Below are 16,870 nucleotides of genomic sequence, written 5' to 3'. Positions count from 1 at the left end.
ATGACGCAGCCTCTTCTCAGTATTGATCGCCTGTCGATTGCCTTCTCGAAGCAGGGCGAGACCCGTACCGTGGTCACCGACCTGTCGCTGCAGATCCAGCGCGGTGAAACGCTGGCGCTGGTGGGTGAATCCGGTTCGGGCAAGAGCGTCTCGGCGCTCTCCATCCTGCGTCTGCTGCCCTCCCCGCCCGTGAGCTATCCGCAAGGGGATATTCTGTTCCACGGCAGTTCGCTGCTGCACGCTGATGAACATACCCTGCGCGGTATTCGCGGCAATAAGATTGCCATGATCTTCCAGGAGCCGATGGTGTCGCTCAACCCACTGCATACGCTGGAAAAACAGCTCTATGAAGTGCTGTCACTTCATCGGGGGATGCGCAAAGAGGCCGCGCGGGGCGAAATTCTGGATTGTCTGGAACGTACAGGCATACGCAACGCGGCCAAACGGCTGAATGATTTTCCGCATCAGCTCTCCGGCGGCGAACGCCAGCGGGTAATGATTGCCATGGCCCTGCTCACGCGCCCCGAACTGTTGATTGCCGACGAGCCGACGACGGCGCTGGACGTCACGGTGCAGGCGCAAATTCTGACGCTCTTGAGGGAGCTGCGTGACGAGCTGGACATGAGCCTGCTGTTTATCACGCACAACCTGAGCATCGTGAAAAAGCTGGCCGACAGCGTCGCGGTCATGCAAAACGGGCGCTGCGTTGAACAGAATACCGCGTCCACGCTGCTGAACGCGCCGCAGCATCCCTATACGCAGCGCCTGCTCGACAGCGAACCTTCCGGCGACCCGGTGCCTCTCACGGCAGACAGCACACCGCTGCTGCGCGTCGATGATTTATCCGTCTCGTTCCCGATCCGCAAAGGCGTTCTGCGGCGCATCGTTGACCAGAACCCGGTGCTGAAAAATATCCGCTTCTCGCTGCGACCGGGTGAATCCCTGGGGCTGGTGGGCGAATCCGGTTCGGGTAAAAGCACTACCGGTCTGGCGCTGCTGCGCTTAATTGCCTCTCAGGGCGAGATCCTGTTTGACGATATGCCGCTGCACCGCTGGAACCGCCGCCAGATGCTGCCCGTGCGGCCCCGCATGCAGGTGGTATTTCAGGATCCCAACTCCTCGCTTAACCCGCGCCTCAGCGTGTTGCAGATTATCGAAGAGGGCCTGCGCGTTCACCAGCCTGGCCTGAGTGCGCAACAGCGGGAACAGGAGGTCATGCGGGTGATGGCGGAAGTGGGCTTAGATCCCGACACTCGCCACCGCTACCCTGCGGAATTTTCCGGCGGACAGCGCCAGCGTATCGCCATCGCCCGCGCGCTGATCCTGAAACCGGAGCTGATTATTCTGGATGAACCGACCTCGTCTCTGGACAGAACCGTACAGGCGCAGATCCTGGCGCTACTCAAAGGGCTACAGGAAAAGCACCGGCTGGCCTATATCTTTATCAGCCATGATCTACAGGTGGTTCGGGCGCTATGCCATCAGGTGATTGTGCTACGACAGGGTGAGGTGGTCGAACAGGGTGATTGCCAGCGCGTATTTACTGCGCCAACGCAGAACTACACGCGCCAGCTGCTCGCGGCAGACTAGCGCTTAAAACGGATACTGGCCGGAGAAAGGTTCAGCAATCGCAACGCCAAAGTTTTTCAGGCGGCAGGTCGCGGCGAATTCGTCCTGGCTTTTGACAAACAGGCACGGCTCCCCTTCGCACTCCAGTACGGAGCTGTCCACTTCGATATCCGTCAGGGCCTGGCTGAGACGCTCCATCACCCGCCACGCATTTTCGTCGCTCGGGCTCAGCAGCTTGAGCGCCACCAGGCAATTCTCACAGCCCGCGACGCTTTGCGGAATCGGTTCAACTTTCGAACCTGCAAAACCCGCCGACCAGCGATAGCTCTGGGGCAAGCGATGGACAATGGAGAGTTGTAATGTATTCACGTTCGTTCCCCGGAAGCAAAATTTACTTCACAATTTATTTACATTTATAGTAACACATCATCGCCAACCTGCACTATTCAGCGCTTTTTTATCGGTATTGAGGCTCGCGTCGGCGCTATATGTACCCGTTTCTGCGATCTAACTCAACCTTTTTGAATACAATGATGTGACTTTTTACATAAATAGATTTTACATAAAATAAACAAACACGGAATAAACGAACGCGAGTTTGGTTGATATGCGTCAACAAAAAAGGCCCTTTCGGGCCTTATCTGCGCGTTAGTGCGCCGCTTTTCGCGGCCGGCTGGCGTAAAGACAGAAAAGCACAGAGCTGGTTGCGCAAAAAGCCATCGCCCACAGCATAGGCCAGGCCGTAGTAAAGGTCGCCATAGAGAGTAACGCCCCGACGATGGCACCAATCCCGAAGCGGAAGGTTCCCGCCAGTGACGATGCGGTTCCCGCCATGTGCGGGAATTCGTCGAGGATCACCGCCATCGCATTGGACGAGATCATCGACACGCAGCCGACAAAGGCCGCCACGCCGATCACCAGCGCCCAGAAGCCCACGTCCAGAAACGCGCTCACCACCAGCCAGACCGCCATCACAAACTGGATCCACAGCCCGGCGCGGAACATGTTCAGCGCGCCCACCCGCCGGACAAAGCGGCTGTTAATGATGGTCAGGACAAACAGGAAGACGATATTGAGCGCAAAATAATAGCCAAAATGCTGCGGCGAAACGTGGTTCAGTTCGATATAGACAAACGGCCCGGCGCTCAGGAAGGAGAACATTCCGGCGAAGCTGAACCCGCTCGCCAGCATGTAGCTCAGCACCCGCTTGTGGCGAAACAGCGAGGCAAAGTTGCCTATCGTGGTTCGAATATGAAATTTCTGGCGGCGCTCGACGGGCAGCGTTTCATCAATAAAGAAGAAAATCATCGCCGAGGCCAGCAGCGCGGCCAGCGCCAGGATCCAGAAAATCGCGTGCCAGCTAAACCACACCAGCACCGCACCACCGGCCATCGGTGCCACCAGCGGCGCAATCGTCGTCACCAGCATGACGAACGACATCATGCGGGAGAACTCTTCTTTCGGGTAGATATCACGCATCAGGGCGTTGATCACCACGCTCGCGGCAGCGGCGGCCAGCCCGTGCAGGAAGCGCATGATAATCAGCTGATCGATACTCTGCGCCAGCGCACAGGCGACCGCTGCGGCCGCAAAGACCAGCGTCCCGCCAAGAATAACCGGCTTACGCCCCAGGCTGTCGGCCATTGGGCCATACAGCAGCTGTCCGAGCGCGAAACCGAGAATATAGGTGCTGAGCGTCATCTGCGCGCTGCCTGCCGGTACGCCAAACTGGGCGGAAATCACCGGCAGCGCAGGCAGATACATGTCGATAGACAGCGGCATCAGCATCGCCAGCAGGCCAAGAATGAAGACAATTTTGAACGACGAGTGTGGCCTGGTGGTCACAGGGTTCTCCTGAAATTAGTGCGAAGGCAGACCGACGCTGGCAATCTCTTCTTCCGTCAGCGGACGATATTCACCGGGCGCCAGGTCGGGATCGAGCGCAATCGCACCGATACGTTCACGGTGCAGGCCCACAACGTGGTTACCCACGGCGGCAAACATGCGTTTCACCTGATGGTAGCGTCCTTCGCTGATGGTCAAACGGACCTCCGTCGGGGTGATGACCTCAAGCACGGCGGGTTTGGTCAGATCCTTTTCATTATGCAGCTGAACGCCTTTCGCGAATTGCTCTGCCGTGTCATCCGCAACCGGTGACTCCAGCGTGACCAGATAGGTTTTCTCGCAGTGGTGGCGCGGGGAAGTGATGCGATGCGACCACTGTCCGTCGTCGGTCATCAGCACCAGACCGGTGGTGTCGATGTCGAGGCGGCCCGCGGCGTGCAGCTTATGCGCCACCGGTTCGTCGAGGAAATAGAGCACCGTCGGGTGATCCGGATCGTCCGTTGAGCAGACATAGCCTTCCGGCTTATTGAGCATGAAATAGCGGGGACCGTGCTGCTGGGTCAGCGGATTGCCGTCGTACTCAACCTGATGGTCAGGCTGCAGTTTGAACGCGCTGTCTCGCACAATGTCGCCATCCACGGTAACGCGGTTGGCGCGAATTTCGCGCCCGGCAATAGCGCGGCTTACGCCGAGTTGCTGAGCGATAAACTTATCAAGTCGCATGAAATTTTTTTAGCCTTAATGGTGCTGGAAGTCGGACCGTGCGTCCGAAAAAAGAAGCAGTCAGGAACGGTTCAGTATAATGGTCTGGTTGCGCCACTCAAGGGAAAAAGTTTCGTGGCATACTATATGCGGATTAACGAAACCGAGACCCCATGACTTTTACACTTCGTCCCTATCAGCAGGAAGCCGTTGACGCGACGCTCGCCTGGTTCCGTAAACACCGGGAACCGGCGGCCATTGTCCTCCCGACCGGTGCAGGCAAGAGCCTGGTCATTGCCGAACTGGCGCGCCTGGCGCGCGGTCGCGTGCTGGTATTGGCCCACGTCAAAGAGCTGGTGGCGCAAAACCATGCCAAATATTGTGCGCTGGGGCTGGAAGCCGACATTTTCGCCGCCGGGCTGAAGCGCAAAGAGAGCCACGGCAAAGTGGTTTTCGGCAGCGTACAGTCTGTGGCCCGCAACCTGGATCTGTTCCGCAGCGAGTTTTCGCTGCTGATTGTCGACGAATGTCACCGCATCAGCGATGACGACGACAGCCAGTATCAGCAAATCCTCACTCACCTTAAAGAGGTGAACCCTCACTTACGCCTGCTCGGCCTGACGGCAACCCCGTTTCGTCTGGGCAAAGGCTGGATCTACCGCTTTCATTATCACGGCATGGTGCGCGGCGACGAGAAAGCGCTGTTCAGCGACTGTATCTATGAACTTCCGCTGCGCTACATGATTAAGCACGGCTACCTGACGCCGCCCGAGCGGCTGGATATGCCGGTCGTGCAGTACGATTTCAGCCGCTTACAGGCGCAGAGCAACGGGCTGTTCAGCGAGGCGGATCTTAACCATGAGCTGAAAAAACAGAAGCGGATCACGCCGCATATCATCAGCCAGATTGAAGAGTTCGCGCAAACGCGTAAAGGGGTGATGATTTTTGCTGCCACCGTCGAACACGCGCGCGAAATCACGGGACTGCTACCCGCTGACGACGCAGCGCTGATCACTGGCGAAACGCCCGGCCCGGAGCGCGACAGGCTGATTGAGGCTTTCAAAGCCCAGCAGTTCCGCTACCTGGTGAATGTCTCCGTATTAACCACCGGATTTGACGCTCCGCACGTCGACCTGATTGCGATTCTGCGCCCGACCGAATCCGTCAGCCTTTATCAGCAAATTGTCGGCCGTGGCCTGCGCCTGGCGCCGGGCAAAACCGACTGCCTGATACTGGATTACGCCGGCAACCCGCACGATCTGTACTCCCCGGAAGTGGGCGCGCCAAAAGGCAAAAGCGACAACGTGCCGGTACAGGTGTTTTGCCCGGCCTGCGGCTTTGCCAACACCTTCTGGGGAAAAACCACCGCCGACGGCACGCTGATTGAACACTTTGGCCGCCGCTGTCAGGGCTGGTTTGAGGATGATGAGGGGCATCGCGAGCAGTGCGATTTCCGCTTCCGCTTCAAAAACTGCCCGCAGTGCAACGCCGAAAATGACATCGCCGCCCGCCGTTGCCGCGAGTGCGACACGGTGCTGGTGGATCCGGACGACATGCTGAAAGCGGCGCTGAAGCTGAAAGATGCGCTGGTGCTGCGTTGCTCCGGCATGGCGCTGCAGCCCGGCGCGGATGAAAAAGGCGAATGGCTGAAAATCACCTATTACGACGAGGATGGCGCTGACGTCAGCGAACGGTTCAGGGTTCAGACGCCTGCCCAGCGCACGGCATTTGAGCAGCTGTTTATCCGGCCGCATACCCGTACGCCTGGCGTGCCGCTGCGCTGGATAACCGTGGCGGATATCGTGCATCAGCAGGCGCTGCTGCGCCACCCCGACTTCGTGGTCGCCCGTAAGAAAGGCCAGTTCTGGCAGGTTCGCGAGAAGGTCTTTGACTATGAAGGTCGCTTCCGTCGGGCAAATGAATTGCGCGGTTAACGGGACTTTTCATTGATGTGCGGGGCATTTGAGTATAAAATGCCGCCCGCTTCACATCCGTGGGGCAGAACACTCACCTGCTGCTGGGTCGCCTGTAGTAGGGTTTTAAATACAGAGAGAAATCAATGTTCACTATCGAAGCAGAAGTACGTAACGTGCAGGGTAAGGGTGCGAGCCGCCGCCTGCGTAACGCTAACAAGTTCCCGGCTATCGTTTACGGTGGCGAAGCTGCTCCAGTTGCTATCGAACTGGATCACGACAAAGTGTGGAACATGCAGACCAAAGCTGAGTTCTACAGCGAAGTTCTGACCATCGTTGTTGGCGGTAAAGAAGAAAAAGTGAAGGTTCAGGCTGTTCAGCGTCACGCGTTCAAGCCAAAACTGACTCACATCGACTTCGTTCGCGCGTAATCGCAAACCTGTCGAGAAAACCCCGCTTCGGCGGGGTTTTTTTATGGCTGCTATTTACCGCCAGACGTGCGGCGCTGAAGCTGATCGCGCAGGTTCGGCGGCGTACCTTTGATGGTCAGGGTATCGGTGGCCGGATCCCAGAAGATGCGTTCCCCCAACAGCATGGCGTCAAAGTTGATGGTTAACCCGCCGCCGCTGCCGGCAAATTTGGTTAACTGACGCAGCGTGCTGCGATCCGCCGGGAAACTCTCCTCAAGCTCATAGCCCTTTTCCGCAGTGAATTGCTGGAAGCTCACTTCGCTGACGCCCGCCAACTCTTTTGACAGGGACTCCAGCTCAATCTCTTCCCCGGCCTGCAGCTGCTCGTTGCAGTAGCTGTAAACCTGCTGACGTACGGTCTGGCGTTCAGATTTATCGAGTTGCGCTTCCGCCGTGAAGTCATCAACGGCCTGCAGCAGCCCTTTGTTCTGCGCTTTGGCGTTCAGGCCTTCGCTGGCACCGAGGAAGTCCATAAAGAAATCCGCCACTTTGCGGCCCACCCGCCCCTTCAGGAAGGTGAGGTAGCGGGTCGACTCCGGGTTAGTTTCCCACTCGGTCAAATCAATGCGTGCCACAATATCCGCATGGTTGATATCCAGATAGTGCGTTGAGCTGATGTCCAGCTGCTCGTTCACGCGCATGCTGCTTAAGTTATTCAGCACGGTAACCAGCAGGTACTCGACCGCCAGGTAACGATAGTGGCAGAACAGGACAATACCGCCGTCGGCGAACGGATATTTCGCCAGCTCGTCGCGCAGACGCCCGGTTGCCGCGCGGCTAAACGCCAGGAAATCCTCTTCACCCTGACGCTGCAGGCGCAGGCTATCGGCCAGCTCACTCTCTTCGCTGAACAGACCATAGGCTTTATTTTTAGCGCTGTAGACGCGATGCAGCTCTGCCATCATTTCCACAACGGTTGCCGTGGGTTCCAGTAACGAATCGCGTAGCACCACTTCAAGGGTTTGCTCATCACGCTTGATAAGCTGGTGCAAGGCAATCTGGTTGATTTCCAGACTCATGATAAACTCTCCTTTTAGACCGGGCGGTATTCAACCACCACCAGGACATGTGTGCAACAACAGATAAAAAAGGGGAAAAAAAGCTGTTGCTACGGTAATATGTTGCCCTTTCATCAACAAACTGATTTTGATTTATGCCACAACATTCCCGCTACAGTGATGAACACGTTGAACAACTGCTCAGTGAGCTGGTCAACGTACTGGAAAAACATAAAACGCCGACCGATCTCTCCCTGATGGTTTTGGGAAATATGGTCACCAACCTTATCAACACCAGCGTTGCTCCGGCTCAGCGTCAGGCGATCGCCAAATCTTTCGCCCAGGCGTTACAGTCATCCGTCAGCAACGACCAGGCCCATTAAGGGAAACGAACAACAGTTTATGGTGACGAATCGTCAGCGCTACCGTGAAAAAGTCTCCCAGATGGTCAGCTGGGGACACTGGTTTGCCCTGTTCAACATTCTGCTAGCGACGGTAATTGGCTGTCGTTATCTGTTTGTCGCAGACTGGCCCACAACGCTAACCGGGCGTATCTACTCCTGGATAAGCGTTGTTGGTCACTTTAGCTTTTTGGTATTCGCCACCTATCTGCTGATCCTGTTTCCTCTGACGTTTATCGTCATGTCGCAGCGTTTGATGCGGTTTTTGTCCGCAATCCTTGCGACGGTGGGGATGACGCTGCTGCTTATCGACAGTGAAGTGTTCACCCGCTTCCACCTGCATCTCAACCCTATCGTCTGGGAACTGGTGATCAACCCCGACCAGAACGAAACGGCCCGCGACTGGCAGCTGATGTTCATCAGCGTCCCGGTGATCCTGTTGATTGAGATGCTGTTTGCCACCTGGAGCTGGCAAAAGCTCCGCAGCCTGACCCGACGCCGCCATTACGCGAAGCCCGTCGCCGCGCTCTTTTTCGTCTCATTTATCAGTTCGCACCTCATGTATATCTGGGCGGATGCGAACTTCTATCGCCCTATTACCATGCAGCGCGCTAACCTGCCGCTCTCTTATCCGATGACGGCCCGTCGTTTCCTTGAGAAACACGGCCTGCTTGATGCCCAGGAGTACCAGCGCCGTCTGGTCGAACAGGGCAATCCGGAAGCGGTTAGCGTGCAGTATCCACTGAGCGATCTGCGCTATCGCGATATGGGTCGCGGGCAAAACGTCCTGCTGATTACCGTCGATGGCCTCAACTATTCTCGTTACGAGAAGCAGATGCCTGCGCTGGCCGATTTCGCGAGTCAGAACGTATCGTTTACCCAACATATGAGTTCAGGTAACTCAACCGATGCAGGTATCTTTGGCCTGTTCTATGGCATTTCTGCCGGATACATGGACGGCGTGCTGTCTTCGCGCATTCCTGCGGCGCTGATCACCGGGCTTAATCAGCAGGGCTATCAGTTAGGGCTGTTCTCATCGGACGGCTTCAACAGTTCACTGTACCGCCAGGCGCTGCTCTCTGATTTCTCACTGCCTGCCGCGCAGAGCCAGTCTGATGCCCAGACCGCAAACCAGTGGATAAACTGGCTGCAGCGCTACGCGCAGGAAGATAACCGCTGGTTCTCGTGGGTGGCCTTTAACGGCACAACGCTTAACGACAGCAACCAGGCAGGCTTTGCGCGCCGCTACGGCCGCGCGGCCAGCGATGTTGACGCACAGATTGGCCGCGTGCTTGACGCGCTACGTGAATCAGGCAAGCTTGATAACACGGTCGTGATCGTGACCGCAGGGCATGGCGTACCGTTAGGCGACGAGACGAAGAGCATGAGCTGGTCACGTCCAAACCTGCATGTTCCGCTGGTGATCCACTGGCCGGGAACGCCGGCGCAGCGCATCAATATGCTCACAGAACATAAAGACGTCATGACGACCCTGATGCAGCGCCTGCTGCACGTCAGTACCCCAGCAAACGAGTATTCGCAGGGTCAGGATCTCTTCAGCGCCACGCGCCGCCATAACTGGGTGACTGCAGCTGACGGCAAGACGCTGGTGGTGACCACGCCGAAGCTGACGCTGGTGCTGAACAGCAACGGGAACTATCAGACCTATAATCTGCAGGGTGAACGGCTGAAGGACCAGAAACCACAGCTGAGCCTGCTGTTACAGGTTCTGACGGATGAGAAGCGCTTCATCGCTAACTGATTAATAATAAACCAGTTAGCGACGGATTCCCTTGCATTCGAAACGGAATCGAGTAGTATTCTTTCTATGCGTCGGCACGTAGCGCAGCCTGGTAGCGCACCGTCATGGGGTGTCGGGGGTCGGAGGTTCAAATCCTCTCGTGCCGACCAAAAACACATTGAAAACCAGCCTCTTACGGCTGGTTTTTTATTTTGCCTCGTCCGGTGTTTTGCGCAGGTACATCAGCGTAACCAGACAAATCACGGCTCCGGCATAAAACGTATATTCCGCGCCAAACGTTTCCCAGATGGCCCCGGCGCCCAGGCTGGCGACTAACAATCCCACGCCGCTGACCAGACTAAAAATGCCGTAGGCGGTACCGCGCAGATCCGCAGGTGCCGTTTTTGCGATCATTGCCGCCAGCAGCCCCTGCGTCATCCCCATATGCACTCCCCAAAGCGCAACGCCCAGAAGCATTCCAGCCCAGTGGGTGCTTAGCGCCAGCACAATATCTGCCCCAATCAGCATCACCAGGCCCCACTGCAGTAGTCGGGTGTGGCTCATCCCGTCCGATAACTTGCCAAACGGATAGGCTGAAAGGAAATAGAGCAAATTCATGGCCACCATCACCAGCGGGATCAGCGCCAGCGGCACCCCCGACTGCTGTGCGCGCAGGACAAGAAAGGCTTCACTGAAACGTGCGAGCGTGAAGATGGCGCCCAGGCCAATAACCCACCAGCAGCCTTTCCCGAGGCGCCTGAGGTTCTCTTTTTTGATGGGGTTCGTGCGTTTATGTTCGACGGGCGTTTTCGGCTCATGCAGGCCGAAGAAAAGCAGCGCCACGGCGAGGACGCCGGGGATCACCGCAATCCAGAAAATCGTGCGGAAATCATCGTTCCACAGCAGCATTAAGCCTACGGCCAGCAGCGGCCCGAGAAATGCGCCGACGGTATCCATCGACTGACGCAGCCCAAAGGCCGCGCCGCGAAGTTCCGGCGGCGTAACGTCAGCGACCAGCGCATCGCGCGGCGCGCCCCGGATCCCCTTCCCTACCCGGTCGATTAAGCGTGCCCCCAGAATCATGCCCGACGAAGAGGCGATAGCGAACAGCGGCTTACTCAGCGCGCCAAGACCGTAGCCCAGCACCGCCAGTCCTTTACGTTTACCCAGGTAGTCACTGATGGCACCGGAAAAAACTTTGATAAACAGCGCGGTGGCTTCAGCCAGGCCTTCAATCAAGCCAATGAAAATCACGCTGGCTCCCAGCGTCGTGACCATAAACAGCGGCAGCAGGCTGTGAATGATCTCCGAGGAGATATCCATCAGCATACTGACCCCACCCACAACCCAGACGCCTTTCGGGATCCGGCTGAGCGTTGCAAACCGGGATAACATTGAACATCTCCTGCTTTATGTCGAACGACCTTGTTCGACACAGAATACCCTGGAAATGCGAATAAATATCATCACATATAAAAAAGCCAGCCCGCAGGCTGGCTTCTTATAGCAGGTGAATGCTCAGTGTTTTTCACGTCCGCCCAGGAAGAAAATGCCCAGCGGAATGGCCAGCAGAACGGTGAAGACAAGGCTGTAAACGAAGATCATCGCCGACTGCAGCACATACATGCTGGTAGTCCAGGCGGAGAGAGGAATGTTGTACTGTTCAATGACGCCAACAATGGTGGCCCGCCCGACGCACGCGGCAGCAATCATAAACACGACGAGTAGCGCCAGGAGGAACTTGCGGCCTTCAGGTGTTTTCAGTTTTGCACGAACCATCTCTCTTCCCTTTCACAGATGAATAACATTATCGATGGACTAAAATAACACGAACGCCCGTCACACTCCACACCAGTACAAACACCTGCCAAAACGGTTAATATTAAGTTTATTACGCTGCATATAATGAAAATGTAAGTAAATCACACCAATCATTCATACTCGTTATGTTAGTCTGTTCAGGACCGTTTTGACATAAAGGAATGACAATGAAAAACGCACCTAAATTTGCCATCGCGCTTCTCGCCGCCGCGTGCGTCAGCACCAGCGCTTTCGCCAGCGACGCCCAAAAAGCGCAGCCGCTGGAAAAAGTTGCACCCTATCCGCAAGCGGAAAAAGGCATGAAGCGTCAGGTGATTCAACTGCCGGTTCAGCAGGACGAAGCGAATTACAAAGTCGAACTGTTAATTGGCAAGACGCTGGAAGTGGACTGCAATCAGCATCGTCTGGGCGGCCAGCTGGAAAGCAAAACCCTGGAAGGCTGGGGTTATGACTATTACGTCTTTGATAAAGTGACCTCTCCGGTCTCTACCATGATGGCCTGCCCGGACGGCAAGAAAGAGAAGAAATTTGTGACGGCCTATCTGGGCGACAACAGCCTGCTGCGCTACAACAGCAAGTTGCCGATCGTGGTATATACGCCTGAAAACGTGGAAGTAAAATATCGCGTGTGGAAGGCAGAAGAGACGGTCGGACAAGCGGTAGTACGTTAAAAACAAGTCGGGTGGCGGCTTCGCCTTACCCGACCTGCTAAACTAAAAACGGTAACAGATGTTACCGTTTTGCTTTTATCTTACAGCGCGATATCCGCAACCGGCTTGTTTTCCGGCTGAGGCTTCAGCTCCGCCTTCGGCGCAGCATCCGCAGCCTGCGGCTTCACGTACTGCAGCTGCAGCACGCGGCTGGTGTACTCCAGCTCTTGTTCCGTCGCATCCACGTTACCGTTCAGCTTCGTGCCGTAGGATGGAATAATGGTTTTCAGCTTCGCCTGCCATTCCGGGCTGGCAACTTTGTCTTTAAACACTTTTTCCATCAGGTGCAGCATGATTGGCGCAGCGGTAGATGCACCCGGTGACGCACCCAGCAGCGCGGCAATCGTGCCATCCTTATCGCTCACCACTTCGGTACCCAGACGCAGCACGCCGCCCTCTTTCGGATCGCGCTTGATGATCTGCACGCGCTGACCCGCCTGCCACAGACGCCAGTCTTCTTTCTTCGCCTGCGGATAGTACTCTTTCAGCGCCTCGAAGCGTTCTTCATCAGAAAGCATCACCTGGCTAATCAGGTATTTCACCAGGTCGAAATTATCCAGGCCCACGTCCATCATCGGTTTGACGTTAGAGGTGGTGGTCGCGCTCAGCAGATCCCAGAGGGAGCCGTTTTTCAGGAACTTGGTTGAGAAGGTCGCGAACGGTCCGAACAGCACCACGCGTTTACCGTCAAGCATACGGGTATCGATATGCGGGACGGACATCGGTGGCGCACCGACGGAAGCCTGACCGTACACTTTTGCCAGGTGACGGTTCACCACTTCCGGGTTCTCGGACACCAGGAACTGGCCGCCGACCGGGAAGCCCGCGTAGTCGTCAGCTTCAGGAATACCGGATTCCTGCAGCAGCTTCAGCGCCGCGCCGCCCGCACCGATGAAGACAAATTTAGCCTTAATGACGTGCTCGGCTTCATTGTTTTTCAGATCGGCAACCGTCACGCTCCAGCTGTTGTCCGCATTGCGCTTAAAGCCGCGCACTTCGGTGCTGAGCTGCAAATTGAAGTTATCTTTCTTCTTCAGGGATGCCACCAGCTGACGGGTAATTTCGCCGTAGTTCACGTCGGTGCCAATTTCGGTACGGGTCGCCGCCACTTTCTGGTTCGGGTCACGGCCTTCCATGACCAGCGGCGCCCACTCTTTAATCTGCGCGTGGTCTTCGGAGTATTTCATCCCACGGAACAGGGTGCTCTGCTGCAGCGCAGCGTAGCGCGCGCGCAGGAAATTCACGTTTTGCTCGCCCCACACAAAGCTCATGTGCGGCACGGTATTGATGAAGGAGTGCGGGTCGTGCATCACGCCGCTGTTGACCTGGTGAGACCAGAACTGACGCGAGATCTGGAACGCTTCATTGATCTCTACCGCCTTCTCGATACTAATGGAACCGTCCTTTTTCTGCGGCGTATAGTTCAGTTCCATGAGTGCCGAATGGCCCGTACCAGCGTTATTCCAGCCGTTCGAACTCTCCTGCGCCACGCCATCGAGGCGCTCGACCATGGTCATGGACCAGTCCGGCTGCAGTTCTTGCAGATAGGTTCCCAGCGTGGCGCTCATGATGCCGCCACCAATTAAAAGGACGTCCGTTTCCTGCTCTTTTGGTGCGTCTGCTTTCGCTGCCATTGAGACGGCGTTGAGCCCGACGGCCAGAGAAAAGAGCATGGCAGTCATTTTTTTCATAATTTATGCCTTAGTGTAAAAGTGCTTGATGCGTGGAAATTGCAGGTGAAAAAAGCTGCGTGGGCACGGTAACAACTTTTAAATATTGTTTAAAGGTTACGAAATTATTGTAATTGTGAAATTTAATGATGGATTGTTTGTAGGGGATTGCGGCGCGCAACTGGTATAAGGAGGAATTTATGGCTACTATGCTGCACTTTGTGATCGCGCGCATGGAAGCCTGCCCTAACCAGCGAACTGTTATGTCCTTACCTCATTCTGCCGTATCCCCTGAAGACAGTGTAGCCAGTGTGCTGCACTCCCCTAAACAACTGGCGCGTGAAACGCTGGCGGGCGTGATTACCGCTCTGGCGCTGATCCCCGAAGTGATCTCATTTTCCGTGGTGGCGGGCGTTGACCCGAAGGTCAGCCTGATCGCCTCCGTGGTGCTGTGTCTTGCGCTCTCCGTGCTGGGCGGTCGTCCGGCGATGGTCACGGCTGCGGCCGGTTCCGTAGCGCTGGTGATTGGCCCGATGGTGCATCAGCACGGGGTGCAATACATTCTTCCCGCCGTGCTGATGGCTGGCGTGATCCAGATTCTGTTTGGCGTGCTGGGCATGGCAAGGCTGATGCGCTTTATTCCCCAGTCGGTGATGACCGGATTTGTTAACGCCCTTGGCATTTTGATTTTCTTCGCTCAGGTGCCGCATTTCTGGAGCCGAAGCCCGCTGATTGTGGGCCTGTTCGTGCTGACGCTGCTGATTGTGCTGTGGGTGCCGCGCTATATTAAAAGCGTCCCTTCCCCGCTGATTGCGATTGTGCTGTTAACCCTTTTCACCGTCACCACCGGTCAGATCCTGCCGACTGTCGGTGATGAAGGCTCAATGACTGGCGGTCTGCCTGGATTTACCGAGCTGCTGGTGCCGCTTAATTTACAGACGCTGAACATTATCTGGCCGTGCGCGTTGAGTATTGCCTTCGTCGGTCTGCTGGAGTCCCTGCTGACGGCAAAACTCGTGGATGAACTGACGGTTACGCCTTCCAGCAAGCGTCGCGAGAGCATCGGGCTGGGCGTGGGGAATATCATGGCCGGGCTCTACGGTGGCATTGCGGGCTGCGCGATGATCGGACAAACCATCGTTAACGTGGAGATGGGGAAAGGACGAAGCCGCATTTCAACCATTGCGGCGGGCATCGTGCTGCTGCTCCTGGTAACGGCGCTCAGCGAAGTGATGGCCAAAATCCCGATGGCGGTGCTGGCGGGGATTATGGCGATTGTTGCCGTCAAAACCTTCAGCTGGCACAGCCTTCAGCCCGCCACGATAAAAAATGCCCCGGTTGCCGAAACGGTGGTGATGCTGGTGACGGTCGCCGCCACGGTATCAACCGGCAATCTGGCGGTTGGCGTGCTGGGCGGGATTATCGTCATGGCACTGATCCCCGCCCGCATTAAGCGTCGGGTTAAAGCAGAAAAATCGTTGCCAGCCCAAGAAAAATAAAGAAACCGCCGGTATCGGTGATGGCGGTGATCATCACGCTCGACCCCACCGCGGGGTCGCGCCCCAGTTTGGTCATCGTCAGCGGGATAATGACGCCCATCATCGATGCCACCAGCAAATTCAGCACCATCGCCAGCATCATCACGCCGCCTAAGGCCATATCGTCATACAGCCACCACGTGATGCCGCCCATAATGCCGCCCCACACCAGGCCGTTAATCAACGCCACGCCCATTTCCCGGAAGATCAGAAAGGCGAAGTTACCGGGCTGAATATTTTCCAGCGCCAGCGCGCGGACGATCATGGTGATGGTCTGGTTTCCGGTGTTGCCGCCAATTCCGGCCACAATCGGCATCAGCGAGGCCAGCGCCACCAGCTGCGAAATGGTGTGTTCAAAGCCGTCAATCACACGGGAGGCGATGAAGGCGGTACACAGGTTAATAGCCAGCCAGGCCCAGCGGGTTTTCACCGCCTTACCGACGGAGGCGTGGACGTCATCTTCGGCGCTGATCCCGCCTAGCGCGCGCAGGTCGTTATCGGTCTCTTCATAAACCACGTCAACGATTTCATCGATGGTCAGACGGCCCATCAGCTTGCCAACGGAGTCTACGACCGCCGCACTCACAAGGTCATCACGTTCAAAGGTACGCGCCGCTTTTTCCGCATCGTCTTCCGGGGAGAAGACCATCGGCTCGTTTTCCATCACCTCGCTCACCCGCTGCTGGGAGCTGTTGAGCAGGATGGTTTTCAGCTCCAGCTCGCCGAGCAGGGTTTTATCCCGCGAGGTGACAAACAGCTTATCGGTGTTGTCCGGCATTTTGCCCAGGCGGCGCAGGTAGCGCTGCACGGTACCGAGCGTGACGTCCGGACGTACCGTGATAACGCCGAACTCCATGATCGCGCCGACGCTGTTTTTCTCGTAGTGCATCACCTGACGCACGCGCGCACGTTCATCGGCAGGCAGAGAGGCCAGCAGGCGCCCGGTCAGGTTACGCGGCAGATGCTGTACAAGGTAAATCTGCTCGTCGATATCCAGGGTTTGCAGGGCGTCGAGGATATCCCGATCGCTCATCTCGTCGATCAGGTCATCCCAGACGTTTTCGGAGGCTTCAAGCAGAACCTGGCCGCGCTCGTGATCCTGTACCAGGCGCCAGAGGGCGTGACGTTCTTCCGAAGGAAGCGCTTCCAGGGTATCCGCCAGATCCGGCGGCGGTAAATGAGCAACCAGCGCACCTACCTCAGCAATATCGTCGGCTAAGGTGCCGACATCATATTGCTCAGCCAGGGTCAGTTTGCCTAATAGCGTAGACGTGACCGCTTTATCGGTCGTGAGAAGCCAGATGAGTCGCGCACGTTCCTGGTCACGCTGCCTGGCGCTGTTTTTCTTTAATACCGACATCAATCATAAATCCATTAAATGAGTTGAGACTAAGCATAGCGCGAGGATATGTAAATAAGAATAAACAGCGAGGCGGGATGGAGAAAAAAGCGGCATTAAGGCCACGATTATCCCCTCTCCCCGTGGGCTGAG

The 16,870-nt window shown here is 56.4% G+C and carries 15 protein-coding genes and 1 tRNA gene; 8 read left to right on the top strand and 8 right to left on the bottom strand.

Features of this window, described 5'->3' with window-relative positions:
• On the top strand, positions 1-1,590 hold the full coding sequence (gene yejF, locus IM273_RS19310) for a microcin C ABC transporter ATP-binding protein YejF (protein WP_193051491.1): 1,590 nt from the start codon (positions 1-3) through the stop codon (positions 1,588-1,590).
• A gap of 3 nt (positions 1,591-1,593) precedes the next feature.
• On the opposite strand, the gene IM273_RS19305 is transcribed toward yejF, so the two are convergent.
• The 3 genes from IM273_RS19305 to rsuA all read right to left on the bottom strand — a co-directional run bounded on the left by IM273_RS19305 (position 1,594) and on the right by rsuA (position 4,137).
• The gene (locus tag IM273_RS19305; protein WP_028013883.1) at positions 1,594-1,938 is read right to left on the bottom strand and encodes a YejG family protein; all 345 of its coding nucleotides are present in this window, start codon (positions 1,936-1,938) and stop codon (positions 1,594-1,596) included.
• Positions 1,939-2,217: 279 nt separating this feature from the next.
• Complete coding sequence (locus IM273_RS19300; RefSeq protein WP_041908984.1) at positions 2,218-3,414, bottom strand: Bcr/CflA family multidrug efflux MFS transporter; 1,197 nt, start codon at positions 3,412-3,414, stop codon at positions 2,218-2,220.
• 15 nt (positions 3,415-3,429) lie between these two features.
• Positions 3,430-4,137, bottom strand: coding sequence for a 16S rRNA pseudouridine(516) synthase RsuA (gene rsuA, locus IM273_RS19295; RefSeq protein WP_028013885.1), 708 nt, complete (start codon positions 4,135-4,137; stop codon positions 3,430-3,432).
• Positions 4,138-4,289: 152 nt separating this feature from the next.
• Here rsuA and IM273_RS19290 point away from each other — a divergent pair, with 152 nt between their 5' ends.
• On the top strand, positions 4,290-6,050 hold the full coding sequence (locus IM273_RS19290) for a DEAD/DEAH box helicase (RefSeq protein ID WP_047363059.1): 1,761 nt from the start codon (positions 4,290-4,292) through the stop codon (positions 6,048-6,050).
• Positions 6,051-6,175: 125 nt separating this feature from the next.
• A complete protein-coding gene (gene rplY, locus IM273_RS19285) occupies positions 6,176-6,460 on the top strand; it encodes a 50S ribosomal protein L25 (RefSeq protein WP_028013887.1) in 285 nt (94 codons plus the stop codon).
• A 50-nt stretch (positions 6,461-6,510) separates the two neighbouring features.
• Here the strand turns inward: rplY and yejK are convergent, their stop codons facing one another.
• Positions 6,511-7,518 (bottom strand): nucleoid-associated protein YejK, encoded by a 1,008-nt coding sequence (yejK, locus tag IM273_RS19280; protein ID WP_049137288.1) that lies wholly within the window; start codon positions 7,516-7,518, stop codon positions 6,511-6,513.
• 134 nt (positions 7,519-7,652) lie between these two features.
• Here yejK and IM273_RS19275 point away from each other — a divergent pair, with 134 nt between their 5' ends.
• The 3 genes from IM273_RS19275 (at position 7,653) to IM273_RS19265 (ending at position 9,809) form a co-directional block, all read left to right on the top strand.
• On the top strand, positions 7,653-7,880 hold the full coding sequence (locus IM273_RS19275; protein ID WP_014884596.1) for a YejL family protein: 228 nt from the start codon (positions 7,653-7,655) through the stop codon (positions 7,878-7,880).
• 19 nt (positions 7,881-7,899) lie between these two features.
• The gene (yejM, locus tag IM273_RS19270; protein ID WP_193051489.1) at positions 7,900-9,660 is read left to right on the top strand and encodes an LPS biosynthesis-modulating metalloenzyme YejM; all 1,761 of its coding nucleotides are present in this window, start codon (positions 7,900-7,902) and stop codon (positions 9,658-9,660) included.
• A gap of 72 nt (positions 9,661-9,732) precedes the next feature.
• Positions 9,733-9,809, top strand: a tRNA-Pro gene (locus IM273_RS19265).
• Positions 9,810-9,846: 37 nt separating this feature from the next.
• Here IM273_RS19265 and IM273_RS19260 read toward each other — a convergent pair.
• Both IM273_RS19260 and IM273_RS19255 read right to left on the bottom strand, forming a co-directional pair.
• Positions 9,847-11,034, bottom strand: coding sequence for an MFS transporter (locus IM273_RS19260; protein WP_028013889.1), 1,188 nt, complete (start codon positions 11,032-11,034; stop codon positions 9,847-9,849).
• Positions 11,035-11,157: 123 nt separating this feature from the next.
• The gene (locus IM273_RS19255; RefSeq protein ID WP_008500962.1) at positions 11,158-11,418 is read right to left on the bottom strand and encodes a DUF2534 family protein; all 261 of its coding nucleotides are present in this window, start codon (positions 11,416-11,418) and stop codon (positions 11,158-11,160) included.
• A gap of 209 nt (positions 11,419-11,627) precedes the next feature.
• Between IM273_RS19255 and eco the strand changes: the two genes are divergently transcribed.
• Complete coding sequence (gene eco, locus IM273_RS19250; RefSeq protein WP_028013891.1) at positions 11,628-12,131, top strand: serine protease inhibitor ecotin; 504 nt, start codon at positions 11,628-11,630, stop codon at positions 12,129-12,131.
• 80 nt (positions 12,132-12,211) lie between these two features.
• Here the strand turns inward: eco and mqo are convergent, their stop codons facing one another.
• The gene (mqo, locus tag IM273_RS19245) at positions 12,212-13,861 is read right to left on the bottom strand and encodes a malate dehydrogenase (quinone) (RefSeq protein ID WP_028013892.1); all 1,650 of its coding nucleotides are present in this window, start codon (positions 13,859-13,861) and stop codon (positions 12,212-12,214) included.
• A gap of 188 nt (positions 13,862-14,049) precedes the next feature.
• On the opposite strand from mqo, the gene IM273_RS19240 reads away from it, so the two are divergent.
• On the top strand, positions 14,050-15,339 hold the full coding sequence (locus IM273_RS19240; protein ID WP_193051508.1) for a SulP family inorganic anion transporter: 1,290 nt from the start codon (positions 14,050-14,052) through the stop codon (positions 15,337-15,339).
• Here IM273_RS19240 and mgtE read toward each other — a convergent pair.
• Complete coding sequence (gene mgtE / locus IM273_RS19235; protein ID WP_193051487.1) at positions 15,302-16,738, bottom strand: magnesium transporter; 1,437 nt, start codon at positions 16,736-16,738, stop codon at positions 15,302-15,304. The genes IM273_RS19240 and mgtE overlap by 38 nt on opposite strands.
• Positions 16,739-16,870: the final 132 nt, after the last annotated feature.

Origin of the sequence: Enterobacter cloacae complex sp. P13B, assembly GCF_014895915.1 — a bacterium.
Classification (GTDB): Bacteria; Pseudomonadota; Gammaproteobacteria; order Enterobacterales; family Enterobacteriaceae; genus Enterobacter; species Enterobacter bugandensis.
Note: the sequence above shows the minus strand (reverse complement) of the source record. Positions and strands in the feature narration are given on the sequence as shown.

What these genes read in the sequence shown, in the direction of transcription:
- yejF (WP_193051491.1), top strand. Translation starts at nt 1, where the DNA reads ATGACGCAGCCTCTTCTCAGTATTGATCGCCTGTCGATTGCCTTCTCG.
- rsuA (WP_028013885.1), bottom strand. Translation starts at nt 4,137, where the DNA reads ATGCGACTTGATAAGTTTATCGCTCAGCAACTCGGCGTAAGCCGCGCT.
- IM273_RS19290 (WP_047363059.1), top strand. Translation starts at nt 4,290, where the DNA reads ATGACTTTTACACTTCGTCCCTATCAGCAGGAAGCCGTTGACGCGACG.
- rplY (WP_028013887.1), top strand. Translation starts at nt 6,176, where the DNA reads ATGTTCACTATCGAAGCAGAAGTACGTAACGTGCAGGGTAAGGGTGCG.
- yejK (WP_049137288.1), bottom strand. Translation starts at nt 7,518, where the DNA reads ATGAGTCTGGAAATCAACCAGATTGCCTTGCACCAGCTTATCAAGCGT.
- IM273_RS19275 (WP_014884596.1), top strand. Translation starts at nt 7,653, where the DNA reads ATGCCACAACATTCCCGCTACAGTGATGAACACGTTGAACAACTGCTC.
- yejM (WP_193051489.1), top strand. Translation starts at nt 7,900, where the DNA reads ATGGTGACGAATCGTCAGCGCTACCGTGAAAAAGTCTCCCAGATGGTC.
- IM273_RS19260 (WP_028013889.1), bottom strand. Translation starts at nt 11,034, where the DNA reads ATGTTATCCCGGTTTGCAACGCTCAGCCGGATCCCGAAAGGCGTCTGG.
- IM273_RS19255 (WP_008500962.1), bottom strand. Translation starts at nt 11,418, where the DNA reads ATGGTTCGTGCAAAACTGAAAACACCTGAAGGCCGCAAGTTCCTCCTG.
- eco (WP_028013891.1), top strand. Translation starts at nt 11,628, where the DNA reads ATGAAAAACGCACCTAAATTTGCCATCGCGCTTCTCGCCGCCGCGTGC.
- mqo (WP_028013892.1), bottom strand. Translation starts at nt 13,861, where the DNA reads ATGAAAAAAATGACTGCCATGCTCTTTTCTCTGGCCGTCGGGCTCAAC.
- IM273_RS19240 (WP_193051508.1), top strand. Translation starts at nt 14,050, where the DNA reads ATGCTGCACTTTGTGATCGCGCGCATGGAAGCCTGCCCTAACCAGCGA.
- mgtE (WP_193051487.1), bottom strand. Translation starts at nt 16,738, where the DNA reads ATGTCGGTATTAAAGAAAAACAGCGCCAGGCAGCGTGACCAGGAACGT.